This window comes from Cytobacillus oceanisediminis (genome assembly GCF_007830235.1).
GTDB lineage: Bacteria > Bacillota > Bacilli > Bacillales > Cytobacillaceae > Cytobacillus > Cytobacillus oceanisediminis.
This window is the reverse complement of sequence record NZ_VLKI01000001.1, coordinates 626521-644473: the sequence shown is the minus strand read 5'-3', so window position 1 is coordinate 644473 and position 17953 is coordinate 626521. Positions and strand designations below refer to the sequence as shown.

The 17953-nt window shown below is 40.3% G+C and carries 17 protein-coding genes and 1 other annotated feature; of the genes, 15 read left to right on the top strand and 2 right to left on the bottom strand.

Annotation, left to right across the window (positions count from 1 at the left end; translation table 11 throughout):
* The first annotated feature begins 40 nt into the window (after positions 1-40).
* The 6 genes from IQ19_RS03115 (at position 41) to IQ19_RS03090 (ending at position 7182) form a co-directional block, all read left to right on the top strand.
* Complete coding sequence (locus IQ19_RS03115) at positions 41-1357, top strand: MFS transporter (RefSeq protein WP_144539723.1); 1317 nt, start codon at positions 41-43, stop codon at positions 1355-1357.
* A gap of 358 nt (positions 1358-1715) precedes the next feature.
* Complete coding sequence (locus tag IQ19_RS03110) at positions 1716-2426, top strand: hypothetical protein (protein WP_144539721.1); 711 nt, start codon at positions 1716-1718, stop codon at positions 2424-2426.
* 130 nt (positions 2427-2556) lie between these two features.
* Positions 2557-2776, top strand: a binding site (T-box leader).
* A 62-nt stretch (positions 2777-2838) separates the two neighbouring features.
* Entirely contained in the window at positions 2839-4542 is a 1704-nt protein-coding gene (locus IQ19_RS03105; protein WP_144539719.1) for a 2-isopropylmalate synthase, read from the top strand.
* A gap of 681 nt (positions 4543-5223) precedes the next feature.
* A complete protein-coding gene (locus IQ19_RS03100) occupies positions 5224-5730 on the top strand; it encodes a GNAT family N-acetyltransferase (RefSeq protein ID WP_144539717.1) in 507 nt (168 codons plus the stop codon).
* 91 nt (positions 5731-5821) lie between these two features.
* The gene (locus tag IQ19_RS29240) at positions 5822-6217 is read left to right on the top strand and encodes a GNAT family N-acetyltransferase (RefSeq protein ID WP_415803141.1); all 396 of its coding nucleotides are present in this window, start codon (positions 5822-5824) and stop codon (positions 6215-6217) included.
* A 92-nt stretch (positions 6218-6309) separates the two neighbouring features.
* Positions 6310-7182 (top strand): AraC family transcriptional regulator, encoded by an 873-nt coding sequence (locus IQ19_RS03090; protein WP_144539715.1) that lies wholly within the window; start codon positions 6310-6312, stop codon positions 7180-7182.
* Between the two features lie 43 nt (positions 7183-7225).
* On the opposite strand, the gene IQ19_RS03085 is transcribed toward IQ19_RS03090, so the two are convergent.
* Both IQ19_RS03085 and IQ19_RS03080 read right to left on the bottom strand, forming a co-directional pair.
* Entirely contained in the window at positions 7226-8086 is an 861-nt protein-coding gene (locus IQ19_RS03085) for a transporter substrate-binding domain-containing protein (RefSeq protein ID WP_144539713.1), read from the bottom strand.
* A 1326-nt stretch (positions 8087-9412) separates the two neighbouring features.
* Positions 9413-11608: an FUSC family protein gene (locus IQ19_RS03080; protein WP_144539711.1), complete on the bottom strand. Its 2196-nt coding sequence runs from the start codon at positions 11606-11608 to the stop codon at positions 9413-9415.
* Positions 11609-11807: 199 nt separating this feature from the next.
* Here IQ19_RS03080 and IQ19_RS03075 point away from each other — a divergent pair, with 199 nt between their 5' ends.
* From IQ19_RS03075 to IQ19_RS03040, 9 genes are all read left to right on the top strand, one after another.
* Positions 11808-12146, top strand: coding sequence for a YolD-like family protein (locus tag IQ19_RS03075; RefSeq protein WP_144539709.1), 339 nt, complete (start codon positions 11808-11810; stop codon positions 12144-12146).
* A gap of 191 nt (positions 12147-12337) precedes the next feature.
* Positions 12338-12490, top strand: a complete 153-nt coding sequence (locus tag IQ19_RS28000) for a hypothetical protein (protein WP_199749361.1) — start codon at positions 12338-12340, stop codon at positions 12488-12490.
* Between the two features lie 302 nt (positions 12491-12792).
* Positions 12793-13278, top strand: a complete 486-nt coding sequence (locus IQ19_RS03070; protein ID WP_144539707.1) for a tetratricopeptide repeat protein — start codon at positions 12793-12795, stop codon at positions 13276-13278.
* A gap of 477 nt (positions 13279-13755) precedes the next feature.
* Positions 13756-14313, top strand: coding sequence for an MEDS domain-containing protein (locus tag IQ19_RS03060; RefSeq protein ID WP_144539705.1), 558 nt, complete (start codon positions 13756-13758; stop codon positions 14311-14313).
* A 32-nt stretch (positions 14314-14345) separates the two neighbouring features.
* A complete protein-coding gene (locus IQ19_RS03055) occupies positions 14346-15104 on the top strand; it encodes a GNAT family N-acetyltransferase (RefSeq protein WP_144539703.1) in 759 nt (252 codons plus the stop codon).
* 203 nt (positions 15105-15307) lie between these two features.
* The gene (locus IQ19_RS03050; protein WP_144539701.1) at positions 15308-15931 is read left to right on the top strand and encodes a YhbD family protein; all 624 of its coding nucleotides are present in this window, start codon (positions 15308-15310) and stop codon (positions 15929-15931) included.
* An 11-nt stretch (positions 15932-15942) separates the two neighbouring features.
* Positions 15943-16662, top strand: a complete 720-nt coding sequence (locus IQ19_RS03045) for a polymer-forming cytoskeletal protein (RefSeq protein ID WP_242020877.1) — start codon at positions 15943-15945, stop codon at positions 16660-16662.
* A gap of 16 nt (positions 16663-16678) precedes the next feature.
* On the top strand, positions 16679-16906 hold the full coding sequence (locus IQ19_RS28375) for a hypothetical protein (RefSeq protein WP_242020876.1): 228 nt from the start codon (positions 16679-16681) through the stop codon (positions 16904-16906).
* A gap of 8 nt (positions 16907-16914) precedes the next feature.
* The gene (locus IQ19_RS03040) at positions 16915-17388 is read left to right on the top strand and encodes a hypothetical protein (protein WP_242020875.1); all 474 of its coding nucleotides are present in this window, start codon (positions 16915-16917) and stop codon (positions 17386-17388) included.
* Positions 17389-17953: the final 565 nt, after the last annotated feature.

Here is a 17953-nt window from a genome sequence, read left to right as displayed (position 1 = left end):
TAGGATATAAGAGGGAGCTTTTTGGAAAGGGTGAGCAGGGATGCCACAAAAAATAGAGCAGGAGCCGGAATGGCTGCAGAGTTTTATTGACTCGCCGGAAAAGCAGCAAAAGTTATATAAACGGACGCTATTTATTGTCGTGCTTTCGCAAATATTTGGGGGTGCCGGGCTTGCAGCGGGCATTGCGGTTGGAGCGCTTCTTGCCAAGGAGATGCTGGGGACTGACAGTTACGCGGGGCTGCCAATTGCGTTGTTTACGCTTGGTTCTGCCGGAGCCGCATTGATTGTCGGGCGGCTGTCAGAGCGATACGGACGACGGTTTGGGCTTGCAGCAGGGTTCCTGGCTGGAGGGGCAGGGGCTCTCGGGGTAGTCGCTGCAGCCGTTACAAATAGTATTTTACTGCTATTCGTGTCTCTGGTCATTTACGGTGCCGGAACGGCAACAAACCTGCAGGCAAGATACGCTGGGACCGATTTGGCCACTTCACAGCAGCGGGCAACAGCCGTTAGTATCGCCATGGTATCCACGACATTTGGTGCAGTAGCGGGTCCCAACCTGGTTGATGTGATGGGCCGTTTTGCGACAGGCATTGGTGTTCCTGCTTTATCAGGACCGTTTATTTTAGCGGGAGCTGCTTATATTTTAGCCGGGTTCGTTCTTTTGACTTTTCTGCGGCCAGATCCACTCGTGGTGGCTAAGGCCCTGGCGGGGGTGCAGAGTCAAGAAAACGGCAGCATTCAAATAGAAAATACCCATACAGCGCCGGAAAATAAAAAGGGAATCATTGCAGCAGGAGCCTTAATGGTATTAACTCATCTGGTTATGGTGGCCATTATGACGATGACGCCTGTCCATATGGGTCATCATGGCCATGGGTTAAGTGCAGTTGGCATGATTATTGGGTTCCATATTGGTGCCATGTACCTGCCATCCCTGCTGACCGGAATTCTTGTGGATAAGCTTGGACGGAGTACGATGGCTATTGCATCCGGAGTTACACTGCTGGCTGCTGGCCTGATTGGCGCCGCGGCTCCTGGAGATTCCGTGCTGGTCCTTACGATCGCGCTTATTTTATTAGGTATTGGCTGGAACTTTGGGTTGATTTGCGGCACGGCCATTCTCGTGGATTCTACAGATTTGTCCAATCGTGCCAAAACGCAAGGGACGATTGATGTTATGGTTGCTTTGTCAGGGGCAACGGGTGGAGTACTGTCAGGCATGGTTGTCGCTAACTCGAGTTACGCAGGGCTCTCAATAGCAGGCGGCATCCTAGCACTGGTGTTGATCCCGGTTGTTGTCTGGTCACAGAAAAAAACCAAGGTTAAGGAAGATATTTTGCAGTCTCATGATAGCTGATGACTAAAAAAAGTGATTAATTATCTGGCTTGACCATTATCTTATTTACTAACCTCGGGTTGAGTATTCCTATTTGTTTTAAGTATATTAAAAGTTTACATGCTAACTAACCTTCCATGATTATATCTGGAAGGTTTTTAGCTTAGGTATGATAACAGGAAAAAACTAATATTTCCGAAAAAAAAGATTTTTAAGTTAATCATGTGTAACCGTTTCTGTTGCAAAACCGTCTATCTATATAGTAAAAAGAGACACAGCATAAAATCAGGCAACGGATCAGCCACCACTATTTTAATTGAGGGTGATTGTTGTGTTTAAATCCAATATGTTCAGAGTTGTATTAATCGGAGTTTTGGTGTTGTTGTTTTTTTTAGCTCCAAGAATTTTCTCTAAAGGGCCAGAAAACGTTAATCCAGCGATTGATCACAGCACCGCTTCCGCAGCCCAGCCAAAATTAGAGAAGCTCAAGAAAGCAAAAATAAAAACAGCAATTGAGTATAAAGGGAAGATTTATCGGGATTTAGAAACTCATTATTACGTTTTTTCGACCACAAAGAAAGGAAAGATTGATATAAGCTGGGGGCCTGATACACTAGGTTCTGATTATATGATCACGGATAAAAATTGGGGAGCCATGTATTTCAATGGGGATGTATTGCCAGCTGGTGAATATATGCTCGTCATTACGTCGAATCCTGCAGAATCACCAGAGGATCCAGCCCTTCTTTCTTATCATTTTATTCTTAAGGGGCTTTCTTTTAAGGAGTCACCCGATACTACTCTTCCCCAGTTAAACATCAAAAGTCCTCAGGAGCTTGTAACGTGGCTGCCTGAAGGAGAACATACTGTAATGTTTAGAGGCCGTTCAGACGCATTTAATCTCACTTTTGGAACCTTTGGTTTAGAGGAAGAAGTCACGGAACCCTTAACAAGTCCATTTGAAAAAACCATTTACTTTGATGAATCCAGTCCAAACTATAGTGCTTACCGGATTTCGGCTGCCAATGAATCAGGAAACACAGTTAATCGCTATTTTGAATTTATCTATGATGGTGGAGCAGAGGAGTAAAAATTAAAAAGGGGCTGCTGCTGCACCCCTTTTTTGTATTAACGGCGCAAATAGTAAAAAAGATTTTAAAAGAAGGGTTGATTATTTTTCAAATCTGAAATAAAATAAGAAAAATCAGAAAAATTGAACAGGAAACACAATGAAAGGGAGTATTAAGGAATATTTATTGTTTAGAGAGCTGCCGGCCGGTGAAAGGCAGTCAGTAAATTCCCCAACTCGCCCTGGAGTGGTAAGGCTGATATTTAGGCCTTAACGGTTGACCCCGTAATCCAGTCGTTAAGCGGGTTCGATTTGTTTTTCAGCGAATCAAAAAGAGTGGTACCACGTAGGCATAGCCTGTCGTCTCTTATGAGATGGCAGGCTTTTTATTTTTTAACGAACTCAAATTAATGGTGAAAAGGTGGTTGTCAACGTGAAAAATAATGAAAAGTATTCAAGAGGTTATTTTATGCCCCCGGTGAAAAGCTTGAAATGGTCTGAGAAGGAGTATATTACTGAAGCCCCAACCTGGTGCAGTGTCGATCTTAGAGATGGAAATCAGGCCTTGGTAGTCCCTATGAGCTTAGAGGAAAAGCTTGAATATTTTCAATTGCTTTTGAAAGTGGGTTTCAAGGAGATAGAAGTTGGCTTCCCCGCTGCCTCTGAAACAGAATATGCTTTTTTGCGGACATTGATTGAACAGGATTTAATTCCGGAAGACGTAACGATTCAAGTGTTAACACAGTCAAGAGAACATATCATACGAAAAACCTTTGAATCGCTGCAAGGTGTTAATCAAGCAGTGGTCCATCTGTACAATTCAACTTCAGTGGCACAGCGCGAGCAAGTATTCAAGAAATCGGAAGAAGAAATTATAGACATTGCTGTAACCGGTGCAAAACTGCTCAAGAAATATGCTGCTGAAACCGAGGGAAACTTTCAATTTCAATATTCACCGGAAAGCTTCACCGGTACGGAAATGGAATTTGCCCTTGAAATATCAAACCGGGTACTGGATATATGGCAGCCATCAGCTGAAAACAAGGTGATTATCAACCTTCCCGCTACGGTGTCAATGTCGATGCCTCATGTTTACGCAAGCCAAATCGAGTTCATGAGTGACCATTTGCACTATCGCGACAATGTGATTCTCTCACTACATCCGCATAATGACAGAGGAACTGGTGTTGCAGATGCAGAGCTGGGCATGCTTGCCGGAGCGCAAAGGGTGGAAGGAACACTGTTTGGAAATGGAGAAAGAACAGGAAACGTTGACATCGTAACACTAGCTTTAAATATGTTTTCACATGGGGTTAATCCAAAGCTTAATCTTGAAAATATCCGTGAAATTATATCAAGTTATGAAGAATTAACAAGAATGAAGGTTCATGAAAGACATCCTTATGGAGGAGAACTTGTTTTTACTGCCTTTTCAGGATCCCATCAGGATGCCATTGCTAAAGGGATGAAATGGCGTGAGAAAAGAGAACGCCAGTATTGGACAGTGCCTTATCTATTAATTGATCCAAAGGATATCGGCAGAGAGTACGAAGGGGATATAATCCGTATTAATAGCCAATCCGGCAAGGGGGGAATCGGTTATGTTCTTGAGCAAAACTATGGGCTTGACCTTCCTGCCGAAATGCGTGAAAGCTTTGGATATAGTGTAAAAGATGAATCAGACCGCTTACACAAGGAGCTTTTGCCAAATGAAATCTATGATATCTTTATAAATAAATATGTGAATAAAAATAGCCCTGTTGAGTTTATTAATTATAGATTTACTCAAAATGAAAACTACGAAACAATTGTATCAATCAGAATAGAGAATGAAGCCCATGAGTTTATTGGTGAGGGAAATGGAAGGCTTGATGCCATCAGCAATATTCTCCAAACCAAACTCGGCATCAATTTTAAAGATTTAGTCTATAAGGAGCATGCCCTTGAAATAGGCTCTGGGTCAAATGCTGTATCTTATGTAGGTTTCACCGATGAGGATGGTGAAGTTTATTGGGGCTGCGGAATTGACGCAGATATTATGACATCCTCTGTAAAAGCTCTGTTCAGTGCTGTCAACAACATGATTAAGAGTGTCCAGCTTCCAATTGAAAAAGGATTATCAGCATTAAAAAATTAAGAAATATTAGCCCTTCTAAAAAAAGCCGAAATAGCGAGTAATGTTCAGAAAAATATAAAAGTTAAAGCCGAAATGACGAAATATAATTAAATATAGGATTTTATTTCTTTTTTTGAATGTTGAAATTGTCCTGTGCTTTTTTTATATTAAAAGTGTCAAAGCTATGCATTTCTGTTTAGAAGGAGGATGCATATGAAATATTTTTGTATCCGCTGTGGACTGGAGATGCCATCTTGGCAGTGAGAGAGACCAGCCATTATAGTTGGGGTTGAGCATGGTGGAATGTAGGGCGAAACGGACAACCTTGTCCCATGATATGATGAATGAGATCCAAATAAACAACTTTTATTGGAGGCGTTAAGAATGACTACGAAAGCAGTACGCAAACGTAGGAGGATTAAGCGTTTCCTTCAAAAGGAATTAAAAAAAGGCAGAGTGAAACGGGGCAAAGCGATCGCTGCTGTATAGGGAGCAAACAACTTGTCCAGAAGCAGAAACCGGGGTATGGCAATACCCCGGTTTTGTTATTTCATTTTAGCTGAATTTAAAAGTATTCCTTTTAATATAGCTGCTGATTTTGGCAAGGCGGGAATGCATGTATATCCTGAATTTTTATTAGAAAAGGATAACAGGCTCATTATATGGAATTTATTTTACAAAACATGTATTAGGAGGATTAAAATGAGTACTCCTGTCATTAGCACAGAACGATTAATTTTAAGAAAAATGAATAAAGATGATGTGGAACATTTAATGCAAATATTCTCAGATCCCGAGGCTATGAAGTATTATCCATCAACTAAGGATGAAAAGCAGACGATGGAGTGGATTGACTGGACTTTGGGCAATTATGCTAAATATGGTGTGGGTCTTTGGATCGTGGAGAATAAAGAAACAGGAGAATTTCTTGGACAGTGCGGCATTGTTCCGCAAGAAGTTGATGGAGGGACCGAAATGGAGATAGGATATTTGTTTGCCAGACGTGTATGGGGAAAGGGATATGCAACAGAAGCGGCAATGGCTTGCAAGAATTACGGTTTTGACCAAATCAAGTTAAAGAAGATTATCTCATTACCGGATGTTCATAATATTCCATCTGCAAAGGTTGCTGAGCGGATTGGGATGAAGATTGAGAAGACCATTCATAAATGGGGAAAAGATGTATTCGTTTACTCAATCACTAACTAGCCTTTTATGAGGCAGGTAAAGGGGATTAGAAGTAATTGAACTGCAGAAAATGGAAATCAGAAATGTTCTGGATATAGTGTGAAAGGTTTTTCTGGAATTCGAAGCACCTGACTACTCTGAACAAGGTATTGAAGAATTTAGTAAGTTTATATCCTACGATTCCATCATTACAAAGTTAGGAGAAGGAGAATTACACTTTTGGGGATGTAAAGTTAATGATAAGTTAGTTGGGGTAATTGCAACACGCAGCATTAACCACATATGTTTGCTGTTTGTAAAAAAGGAATATCAACGGCGGGGTATAGCAAGGACTTTATTTGAGTTAGTTAAAGAGATTTGCAGAAAGCATAAACATATTGGATGTATAACTGTTAATTCATCTCCTTATGGGGTCGAAGTTTATCATCGTCTCGGGTTTGAAGATACTGATCAAGAGCAAACGGTGAATGGGATCCGGTTTACGCCTATGTCTTATTTGTTAAAATAAGTTCACTGAGAAGACCCTGCAGAATTGTGCACGAAAAGTCGGATGGGAAGTTTCGTCTCCTGCTAATGTATGGATATAAGGAGGTCATTGAAGTGGATTCGCACAAACACATGAATGATGCCATGGGGTTTATTGAGGCTAATCTTACGGGACATATTGATTTTAAGGAAGCTGCAAGGCTAGCTTATTGCTCGGAATATCATTTTAAAAGAATGTTTTCCTTTCTTGCAGGAATTTCACTTTCTGAGTATATTCGCCGCAGAAGACTTACGCTGGCAGCTTTCGATCTAAGGGATCCAAGCATGAAGGTTATTGATATTGCCGTAAAGTATGGATATAGCTCGCCAGACTCCTTTACAAGGGCGTTTCAGCAGCTGCATGGCATTACACCAACAGAAGTGAGAAATAATGGGCGTTTACTTAAAGCCTATCCAAAGGTGACCTTCCAATTATCGATTAAGGGAGGCAATGAAATGAACTATCGAATTGTAGAAAAAGAAGCGTTTCGCATTGTCGGGATTAAAAAAAGAGTGCCAATTATATTCAGCGGAGTAAATCCTGAGATTGAGTCCATGTGGCAATGTTTAGATCAGAAGAGAATATATGAACTCAAAAATCTAGCGAATATCGAGCCAACAGGACTAATCAGTGCATCAACGAACTTTTCTGAAGGCAGAATGGAGGAAAAGGGGGAGCTGGATCATTATATTGGTGCAGCAACAACAAAGGAGTGTCCCGAAAACTTAGACATGCTTGAAGTGCCCGCATCTGCATGGGCGGTTTTCCAAGCTGTTGGACCTTTTCCTGAAACACTTCAAAATGTATGGGGACGCATTTATTCCGAGTGGTTTCCATCCTCTAATTATGAACAAAGGGAAGGTCCGGAAATTCTTTGGAATGAACATAAAGATACTGCCTCGCCAACTTTTAAAAGTGAGATCTGGATACCGGTTTTGAAAAAGTAAGATATGTTAAAAAAAGCTTCCCGCAAACGAGGGAAGCTTTACTCTATTCCATCCACTTTTTATAGAGTGCGTCAAATTTGCCCTGCAGCTTCATTTCATCCATCCACATTTCGAGGTAGCTGGCATAGACGAAGTCACCACGTGGGATCATATAGCCTTTTTCATTGTTGGTGAAAGGGTCGTTGGTCAGGGCTGCATATAATCGCTGATCCTCATTAGCATAAAGTATTGCTTCCACTGTGTCGGTGATCATAACATCATATGTTCCATCTGCCACCAGGCCAGGGATAACAAGATTGTTCTCTACAACCGTTACATTTGCGTTAGTCAAATACTGGCGGACAAAGGCTTCATTTGTACCGCCTGGATTTACGCCAATGCGGACGGAAGGCTTGTTGATGTCTTCGATTGAAAGGTATTTATCCTTGTCTTCAGCCCGTATTAAAGGCACTTTTCCAAATGAAAGGTAGCCCTGCGATACGTAAGCTGTTTTTTGTCTGGCAGTATTACGGGTTATGCCGCCGACAGCAATATCAAATTTATCTGCCTGCAGGTCTTTCATCATGTTGGGCCAGGTAGTTCCGACAAAACGCACCTCCACGCCGAGATCCCTGGCGAGTTCTTTGGCAGCATCCACGTCATAGCCTTCATACTCATTTGTCTCTGGATCCAAATATGTAAAAGGCTTGTAGTCCCCGGTCATACCTACTCGTATGTATCCTCTCTCGATAATTTCATCCAATTGGGAAGCTTCAGCTTTTTTCAGATGGCCTGGGGCATTTTTCGATGCGGATTCTGCAGATGCATTTTGTGTTGAAATCAGGTCATGGCTGACATAACCGGTGCCAACCAGAGATAAACTGAGAACTCCGGCGAGCAAAGCTTTTTTCCATTTCTTAAACATGTGTGTTCCTCCTTTTATGGCTGAGTGAAAAATGATATATTTATTGTAGTCTAAATAGTTTGATATTTCTGTTAAACATAGAGAAATAAATAGATTTACCTACTATCATTTGACAAATTCCTACAAAAGTAATAGTGGGAGATTGTATTGTATAAAGGGGAAGCAATGGAAAAAGTACTTATTTTAGGACAAGCGCCGTGTATGCAAGGCTTAAATGGGGAGCTTTTTTCACTAAAATAAATTTGTCCTGGGAACGTTCTTATAGATCTATTTCTAATCTTTCAGAATGGTAGAGTTAGATTTAGGAGGGGTGAATGAGCAGCTCTGCGATAAACCATTTTCCTTTTTAAGTCTGGAAAAAACAGTAGTGAAAAAACCTTATGCTGTTTTCGTAAAGTTTGTTGCTTTTTACCGGAAAACTTAGTTTATCTAACTGAGTTGATTGTAGCGGAGGACACTTGACTCCTCGTAAATGCTCCCGCATTTCCTTCGTGCGGTGTTTATTCAGGAGGCTTATTCATTGTCCTGCGGGAAGTGAGGGAAGTGTGAGACCCCACAGGCAAAGCCGAGGAGGCTCGCATCGCTCCCCGCGGAAAGCAAGTGCCCCGTGCTGAAATCAACGGGCAGAATTTAAAGCAAAAACAACAATCTATGAGAAAAGAGCTAAACCTTAAGAATCCACGGGTGTCCATTCTAGATTTTTAAACTTACAAGTATTTGCGTTGACGATCCAACTAGGCAAACTTTTGGGGGTTCAGCCAAATTACAAATGCAACAGGAATGGCAATTATAGATTCATCTTTCATTTAGAATGGTACTAAAGATTAGGTGTTTTTTTTGTTTAAGGGTGGTTTTAGGTTCAAAAAGGGCTATTTTTAGTGCAAAATCAATAAAATTTAACACTTTGAGGAAATAAAACACTCGATTTAGAGGACCTTTCTGCTGCGATGAGAGGTTTACAGGTTTTATTTGCAGCTTTGCCTATTTTATTTGCAAGTTTTTTGTTTTATTAGCAACTAGGTCCATTTTATTAGCAACTAGGTCCATTTTATTAGCAACTTCTCTAATTTTATTAGCAATTAGACCGCTGAGCAAAAATCCTGTACATGGGATATCGCCACTAGGTCCATTCTATCATCAACTGTTCAAATATATCGTCAACTCGGCCTATACTTCATCAACTTTCCTAAATATCATGATTTTGGCCTATACTTCATCAACTTTCCTAAATATCATGAATTTAGCTTATATATCCTCAACTTTCCTAAATATCATGAACTTCGCCTATATATCATCTACTTCCAAAATAAAAAGGAAGGAGCCTGTTTACTCCTTCCCCGCACCTAGTTCGACAGCTAACTCGAGAATTGTTTTATTGATCCGCCATACATAGTAAAGATGGTGGATGAGGTCACGCTGGGATTGTTTTCTGGTTGGAGCAAGGCGTTCAATTTGTTCCCGTTCCTTTTCAAGGCTGTAGACCAGCGCTCCGTCCCCGTTGCCTTTTATCACTTCCATCAATGTTTCGATATTCAGATCCAGTTTTTCTTCGATCCTCTTGAAGACCTCCACCAATTCGTCCGGGTAATCAAAGCCCTTCCGATAGGAGGAGGCAACTAAATGTCTGGCATAGTAATTGATGGCAGCAAATATCGTAATCCATCTGTTTACATCCGAGTGACGGGGTGAGCCAGGCTTTTGGGTTAGCGATTGGGCTTCCGTTTTGATCGTCTGAAGTTTTTGGTCCAAGGCAAACGCACTCCCGGATAGTTCCTTGACATTTACATCTTCTCTAAATCCTCGTATATACTCTATTACAAAAGGCTTTAGTTCCGTTAAAAATTCATTAAAGGAATCAGCGACTTTGTCCTTGGTTTTCTTTGGAAAAACAAACGTGGAAACCCCAAATGCAATGGCAGCACCGGCAATCGTATCAAGGACACGTGCACCGATGAGGGAAATAGAAATCCCGCCCAGTAAAAGGTCATACATAAAAGCGACCAGCATCGTAATAAACATGCTCATTAATGTGTAAGACACCTCAAGCAAATAGAAGGCGAAAAATACTGCCACAAAAATCAGTGTGACTTCCAGAGCAGAATGGCCAGATACCAGCCTTGCCAGCGTAAAACCAATCACTGCTCCAATAATGGTTCCGATTGAGCGCTGAAACCCTTTTGTGTAAGTACGGCCTATGGATTCGGTTCCAAGCAGGACGATAAACGCTGTCAGGAGTACCCAGTATGGCTGGGCAGGCGAGATGATTTGGCCGACAATGATGGATAAAACAGCGGCAACCAAAGCCTGATAAGCTTTTTTAGTGGAAGGCTTTAGAGTCTTCTCTTCATCTTCCGAGTCTTTTTCCCCTGAATCCTTTTTCGAGGTCTCACTCAAATCTTCATCCGCTTCTTCAGAATTCTTTACCATTATCTTTTCACTGTAAAGAGCTTGCTGCAAGGTTATGGCACCTTCGATTACATGGTTCGCAATTGACTCAATCCGCCGGATTAAAAAGAGCCATCCTTCAGGCTGATCTTCACGATTAAATAAATCCATTATCAGCAGGCGCAATGCCTGCACGGCCAGTTCTGCTTCTTGCAGGTTTTGTTCTTCATAATTTTGGGCGAGGACCTCAGCATCCCGGAGAGTCTGAATTACCCATATTAGCAGCCTTCTTAGTTCATCAATTTCAAGGGCGTCTGCATACTTTAAGCTTCGTATGGAGTCAGTTAGTGTTTCGATCAGCATTCCGGTATCAAAAACGTACAGCCTCAGCTGAGAGGGTGTTAAACCTGGCCATAATTTCTGTACATCATCTTCATTTATATAGTCAGAAGCAATGATGGCATATTCCCTTAGCTTGAGCACATTCTTCTGCAGCTCTTTTTTTCGCTGCGGGCTCAATTCCTTATCCTGCATGCCCTGTATTAAGAGATTGAAGGTAAGATTACTTTGGATATGAAAAGAACGGATGCTTCTTTTCAGGTTTTTAGCGGTATCCTGGAACAGGATGAAATTGAACAAGAAGGCATAAGCGATCCCAATCCAAATGCCTATGTAAAACCAGGGAAGCTGGCTGCTCGTCAGTTTTAAAATAGAAGAAAAATAAATTGTCATGAAACCGATCATGCATAAAGAAAAATAGCGAACTCCAAAACGTGTTAAATAAAAGCTGCCAAAAATTAAGACGATCATTGCTATATCAATGTAATAGGCATTGTGTGCCAAAGAGGAGCCAAGTGTAATTCCGGCCATAGCTGAAACACCAAGCAGAAAAGTAGTAAGGATTTTTTCCCTTTTCGTATCATCCATTACAATCATGATGCCCATCATCCCGGCCATACCGGAAACAATTGCCGGAGTAAGTGCATCAAAACCGGCTGCATTCATGATAAATAGAGTCGTAAAGACAGAGGCCATTAAACTGAGGGTAGCCCGTCCCGCTTTCTGAAACCTGATAAGTCCGGGGTCGGAAGCCAGTAAACGCCCGAGCCAATGGTGTTTTATATGCAGATGTTTCATTGTGTCACCAATCTTTGCAAAAGTTTTTCTATTTAGAGAGTTAAAGTATATATTAACACTCACCGTTTTAATATCCAAATTAACCACATTCAGGTGTTTTTACCCTCTCGTTAAACTTTTTCAAACAATAAGTGAAAATTATTATTTATGGTTTAAAAATCGAACAAATGTTCTATAATAAAGTATGGAGGGATTTACAATGCCACATAAAGATAGAGGTTTATTAAAATGGCTGCCTGCACACTTTATGCCGGAACAAAGAGCTATGCTGAAAAAACTGGAAATCGAACAGAATTATCAAAACAAGCCGCTTATCGATGAGTATGAAATGCTGGAACTCGAAAACAGGATTCACTATGCTATGGAGTTTGCTTATTTCGTAAAAGTAAAGATATGGAGAGAAGGCTTTTTCCATGACTTTAAGGGAAGGGTGAACAGGCTGGATGGGTTTAGCAAAAAGATTTACTTAGAAACAGACCATGGCTACATACAAAAAATCGTGTTTGATGAAATAGTTGGGGTGGAGGTAGAAGCATAGTCAAAGTATAAAACCTCTTTGAAACATTCTCTTTAATAAGACTGTATTGCTTTTTGCTAATAGAGCATGGAGTATTTTTCTAATAACAATTCTTTTCTTATTCAAACCGGTAAATGATTGTAATTAACAGGTACGAATGATAGCCTTAACGAGCATAGTTTATTTTTTCTATGCAAAGGGGAGTATCTACGATGGTAGGTCAATCGGAGTATTTACTTTTTCTTAGAGAACTTGGACGCTTGCATATTGATCTTCAAAACTGCAGCGATACCCAAGTCTGCATCGACATCTCCCAGGATATCCTTTTACTTCAAAAGGCTTTAGATTTGACTGCTATTCAATAGTGGTCTTTTTTATATCTGTTTAATAACTTGTAAGCTCCGTGAAACCTTTGGATACAGTATAAAATTCCTTCCATTGAAAAACTAAATGTTAATCGCTAATAATCTCGGAAATAACCAATGGGGCAATGAGCCAGTATAGTGACATAAATATAAATTTAAGGGGCTTTGGGAGTTTCCCAAGCCTTTTACTCGTTTGATCGAAGTGTTGGTTAACCTTACAATTAAAGGAAAATATAAGCCTGAAGTGTCCGTTATTTAGAATTTTTAGATATAATAAAAGAAAGAGAATGGTGGAGGGGATTATGAAAAGAGAATTAGAGAAAGCAATTGTGCTGAGGAATATTGGAAAGTATAAAGAATCCAACGAGTTACTTGTAAAATTGGCAAGTGAGTTCAACGATGATCCATTCATCAATTATCAATGTGCCTGGAGTTTTGATGTGCTCGGTGAAGAGTCGAAAGCAGTCGGTTTTTATAAAAAGGCAATTGAGCTTGGCTTGCCGGACGAGGATTTGCAAGGAGCGATACTCGGTCTTGGGAGCACCTACCGAACATTGGGAGAATATGAGAAATCAAAAAATGTATTGCATAGTGGTATTGAACAATACCCAAACAACCGGGCAATCCAGGTGTTCTATTCAATGACTCTTTATAATTTGGAAGAGCACGGCACGGCGATGGAGCTGCTGCTGAACTGCCTGGCTGAGACCACCACAGATGCTGATATATTGAAATATAAGAAAGCGATAAACTTCTATTCTGATAAACTGGACAAGGTTTGGGATTAAAGGGGGATTAAATGCTGGAAGAAGCACTGCAGGCAGTTGAGGAATACCGCAATGTGATTAATAGCGGGAATGTTTATGAAATATGATTTCTTCGGGTATTTTGGCTATTACAGTGACAAGGACTACGAAGTTTAACGCGGGGATACATACAGGGAAGATAATATTGATACGCAGAAAACATACGAAGGAAAAAGCCCAAGCTGGAAATACAAAGACTTAATCCGCAACATGAGAGAGCAGGATGAGCTGATATTATATTCATTGTAAAATTTTATTTATCCGGCGAAAAAGTGGCACTGCTTTGGCCATGGAAGTTTTTAAAATGGAATCTGGAAAATGGAAGTTATTTAGACAGCATATGGAATAATATGGGGAATAATTCGAATCGTTTTCCTGTATAATATACTCTTACACTGTTTTAGGGTACCAGGTTATCATTTATTAAATACTATCATGGAAGTTTAAGGAGTTTTATAGATGAGCGAGTTATTAGTAGATTTGATAGATGATTTGAAAAAGACGAACAGCGGTCATATTCTTTATCACTATGATCAGATAGATTGTTACCTTCAAAATGCGGTTACCTATATTGTGGCAGGAGTTGAAAACGGAGGTCATGTGATGTTTGTGGAAAATGACCGAAATCTTCCACATATAAAAAAAGAATTGGATAAGCATTTAAGCAAGGCTGAATGCGCCAGAGTCCATTTTGCTAATAACTTTGATTTCTATTATTCCAATGGTAATTTTAATCCGGAAACCGTTATTAACTATTTCATAAAAAATGTCCAGCCCTATCTGGAAAGCGGTGCAGCGGTGTTTACATGGGTACTTGTGGAATGGGGTAATGTGAAGGAATACATTCCGAAAATAGAAGAGTATGAAAAGAAGTTAGATAAGATGGTACCTGAAAAAGGCATTATTTCATTATGTGCCTATGATAACAAGAGTACACCTGATGAATTAAAAGAAAGATTAAAGCGCTGCCATGGGGTGCTGATAACAGATCGTGAATACAAATACTTGCAAAATTAAAATAGAGTAGGCTTTTTTTTAAGGAGAAACGTATGGGAAATATAACATTTAAAGATATTTATAAACCTGGCAAGACCATTTTGGAAACTGAATGTTACATTCATCATCATAATCCCGAAATGCTGCTGCAGTATGACAGCAATTTTATCAGTTTTAAAAAAATGCCGACCATTAAGGAATTCATTGAAGCTCAAGATTATCTAAGAGCCTATCATCAAGAACATGGCCAAAAGCATGTTTGGTTTTATTTTCCGGAAGGAGAACCGCTCTTACAGGAGTTAATGGATTTCTTTCAGAAAGATGAAGATTATTCAATCGGATTTCTTGAGCTTTTTGCTATACAGCCGGAGGATTTTCCTGCTGTGAAAGAAAATCCTGAAATCGGTGTTGGTAATGTAACAGAGGAAACATGGAATGCTTATTCAAAATTTCAGTATGAACATGATTCGGTTTATGGAGAGGAATATGCTGAAAAGAAGCAGAGCCAACATTTACGGAACTATAAAAATCAAAGCATTCAGCAAATCCTTGCGTTTTACCAAGGTAAACCGGCTGGATCTGTCGATGTCATTTTAAAAGACCATACAGCTGAAATCGATGGTTTAATGGTCCATGAAGACTTCCAGAAAAAAGGCATTGGCAGCCGTCTGCAGAAATTTGTGATGGATCAATTCCATGATAAAACGGTTATACTGGTCGCAGACGGGCAAGATACCCCAAAGGAGATGTACCGGAAGCAAAACTATCAGTATCTTGGCAAACAGTATCAAGCATTAAAAGTATATGAATGAAAAAGTGTCTGGTTCTTAGAGAGCCGGACATTTTTTATTGGGTTGAGTAGAACACTGTTCTGTTAAAAGGAATGAAAATCGAGTAAATATATGTGGCGACATCGCGGTTTTGTCGAAAACAATCGAGATAGCAAGAAAAAATTCCGTTTCGTAATGTAACAGTGTTATGTTACAATTGGTTCAACAGAAAGGAGTCCTATAATTTGAACGAGGAATTAATTTCTAAAAAAGATGTGCTGGAATTAACGGGCATTTCTTACGGGCAACTTTATCGCTGGAAAAGGAAAAACTTGATTCCCGAGGATTGGTTTGTCAGGAAATCCACCTTTACGGGGCAAGAGACTTTTTTTCCAAAAGAGAAAATCCTTGAGCGGATCGAAAAAATACAGAAAATGAAGGATACCCTTTCGCTGGATGAATTAGCCGATATGTTTTCACCCAGTACCGCCAACCTCAGGATGAAAAGGGCGGATATTATGGCTAAAGGTATTGCATCCGAACCAGTTTTGAATATTTTTCTGGAACATCAAGGAGATATGAATGAATTTGATTTTCATCACCTTATGAGTCTATATATTCTTTCTGCCTTGCTGGAATCAGGCGATATTCATTTAGAGGAAGGGAAAATGCTTCTGCAGCTATTAAACGATCACCAGAAAATAGTTCATCAGCCAAATACGGTTATTTATTTTATTCGCAAGCTGGGTATTTCCAGCTGTTTATTTTCTGTTAAGGGTGAAGAGCTGTACTTTGAAAAAGGGACAAAAGTTGTCACAACTTTATCAGTAGGGCAAAGTGCAGAAGAATTAAAATCAAAATGGATGTAGGAGGAAGAATAGTGAATACAAAAACATTAGGCAATTTGGTGATCAACGGAATTGGGTCGTCAAATGGAGGTTCATTTGAAAAGGTTGAGTTAAATGGGAAGGGAACGGTAAATGGAGATACAGAATGTGTAAAGTTCTATTGTAACGGTACCGGTACAATCCATGGGAACGTAAAAACGGGGAAGGCTAAGATTAGTGGCGCAGCCAAGATCAATGGAGCAGTAAAAGCGGAGGAACTCATTATCAATGGTTCTGCCTCCATAGCTGAAGCGATCAGCAGTAAAGTGATGGAAGTATCTGGAAAGTCATCTATAGGCGGATCCGTAAAATGCGATGAAATGACTGTGAATGGAAAGGTATCTATTGAAGGAGATTGTGAAACGGAAATCTTCCGTGCGGAGGGTGCCTTTTCAGTAGCAGGTTTATTGAATGCTGAGACAATTGATATAAAGTTATTTGGAGACAGCAGAGCGAAAGAGATTGGCGGCAGGAATATAAAAGTAGTACAGCATAAAGAAAGCTTATTCAAATTAATTAAATCCATTTTTCCATTGAAGCTTGAGGCAGAGGTTATTGAAGGCGATGAAATAGAACTGGAAGGAACAGTGGCTTCTATCGTAAGGGGGAAAAATGTGAAAATCGGGAAAAATTGCGAGATTGGGCTGGTTGAATATTCAGGTGAATATGATTGCCAACCGGGTACGCTGGTTAAAGAATCCCGCAAAATATAGGAAGGAGGATGTCCTTGTGGCTGAAATCAGGAATATCAGCATCAATGGTTCTGGCAGCACATCTGGCGGCAGTTATCGAAAAATGGCCATTAGGGGAGAAGGCGCAATCCTTGATGATGTGGAATGCGATCAGCTGATGGTATTCGGTTCAAGTGAACTGAAGGGCAGCATCAAATTTAACAAATTCCATGTTTTCGGAGAAACAAGCGTAAAAGAAAATCTCCATGGCGAGGGTTTAAGGTAATTGGTACGTTGTCTTCTGGCGGGAATGCGTATGTCCATCAAACGAAGGTGCGCGGAACCATTGATATCGGAAGCGGATTTAAAGGAGAGAAGGCCGATATTAAAGGAATGATTACTACTGGCGGAAATCTCGAGGCTGAAACGCTTTCCTTGCAGGGCGGCTTTGAGGTTGGCGGAGTTTTAAATGCCGGAACAATGGACATTGGCCTGCGTTTTAGTGTTAATAAGGCAGAAGAAATTGTCGGCGGAAAAATCATCATTAAAAAGAATCCAAGCATTCCTTTCTTTTCATTTGGCAAAGGCGGCAGGCTTGAAGCGAAAATCATTGAAGGGGATGACATTTACCTCGAAAATACAAAAGCAGATGCTGTAAGGGGACATCATGTAAAAATTGGCCCAGGGTGCGAGATTGGGATTGTTGAGTATTCAGGAACTTATGAATATAAATCGGAGTCTGTTGTAAAGGCAAATAAAAAAATCTAATAGTGACGATCTCCACAATATACGAAGCTTTTATTTCCGGTTAACTGGTAAATTAAAACTCCAAAATGATGGTCTAAAAAGGTAATTTGTTACGGCTTTTATATTTATATATTTATTCGAACTTCTATTTTTAATCATTTCTCCATGTGACCTATATTTATTTAGAAAATTCCTCCCTGGCCAGCAGCTTAAGATTTATGTGCCGAGCAGCGCGTTTTTATATGCGGAAAAAATTATTTATGTGCGGATAGTGCCGTTGGAGGGGAGAAAGAGCCGATGAAAGGGACTAAAGAGTGTGAATAGGACCGTTGTAGGGGAGAAAGAGCTGGCGAAGGGAACTAAAGAGTGTGAATAGGGCCGTTGGATGGGAGAAAGAGCCGATGAAGGGAACTAAAGAGTATGACTAGTGCCGTTGAACGGGAGAAAGATATTGCGCTGTTACCTGAAATAGGCTTTAAAGCTTTCCGGGTTTCGATTCACTGACCGAGGATTTTCCTCACGGATATGAAGAAACGCCAGATGAAGTCATGGGGCGGATTAATGTTTATATTTGAAACATAGAAGC

Excerpts from the sequence above, each read along its gene's own strand:
- IQ19_RS03070 (WP_144539707.1), top strand. The coding sequence starts at position 12,793 with ATGAAAAGAGAATTAGAGAAAGCAATTGTGCTGAGGAATATTGGAAAG.
- IQ19_RS03055 (WP_144539703.1), top strand. The coding sequence starts at position 14,346 with ATGGGAAATATAACATTTAAAGATATTTATAAACCTGGCAAGACCATT.
- IQ19_RS03115 (WP_144539723.1), top strand. The coding sequence starts at position 41 with ATGCCACAAAAAATAGAGCAGGAGCCGGAATGGCTGCAGAGTTTTATT.
- IQ19_RS28000 (WP_199749361.1), top strand. The coding sequence starts at position 12,338 with ATGGTAGGTCAATCGGAGTATTTACTTTTTCTTAGAGAACTTGGACGC.
- IQ19_RS03080 (WP_144539711.1), bottom strand. The coding sequence starts at position 11,608 with ATGAAACATCTGCATATAAAACACCATTGGCTCGGGCGTTTACTGGCT.
- IQ19_RS03075 (WP_144539709.1), top strand. The coding sequence starts at position 11,808 with ATGCCACATAAAGATAGAGGTTTATTAAAATGGCTGCCTGCACACTTT.
- IQ19_RS03060 (WP_144539705.1), top strand. The coding sequence starts at position 13,756 with ATGAGCGAGTTATTAGTAGATTTGATAGATGATTTGAAAAAGACGAAC.
- IQ19_RS03085 (WP_144539713.1), bottom strand. The coding sequence starts at position 8,086 with ATGTTTAAGAAATGGAAAAAAGCTTTGCTCGCCGGAGTTCTCAGTTTA.
- IQ19_RS03100 (WP_144539717.1), top strand. The coding sequence starts at position 5,224 with ATGAGTACTCCTGTCATTAGCACAGAACGATTAATTTTAAGAAAAATG.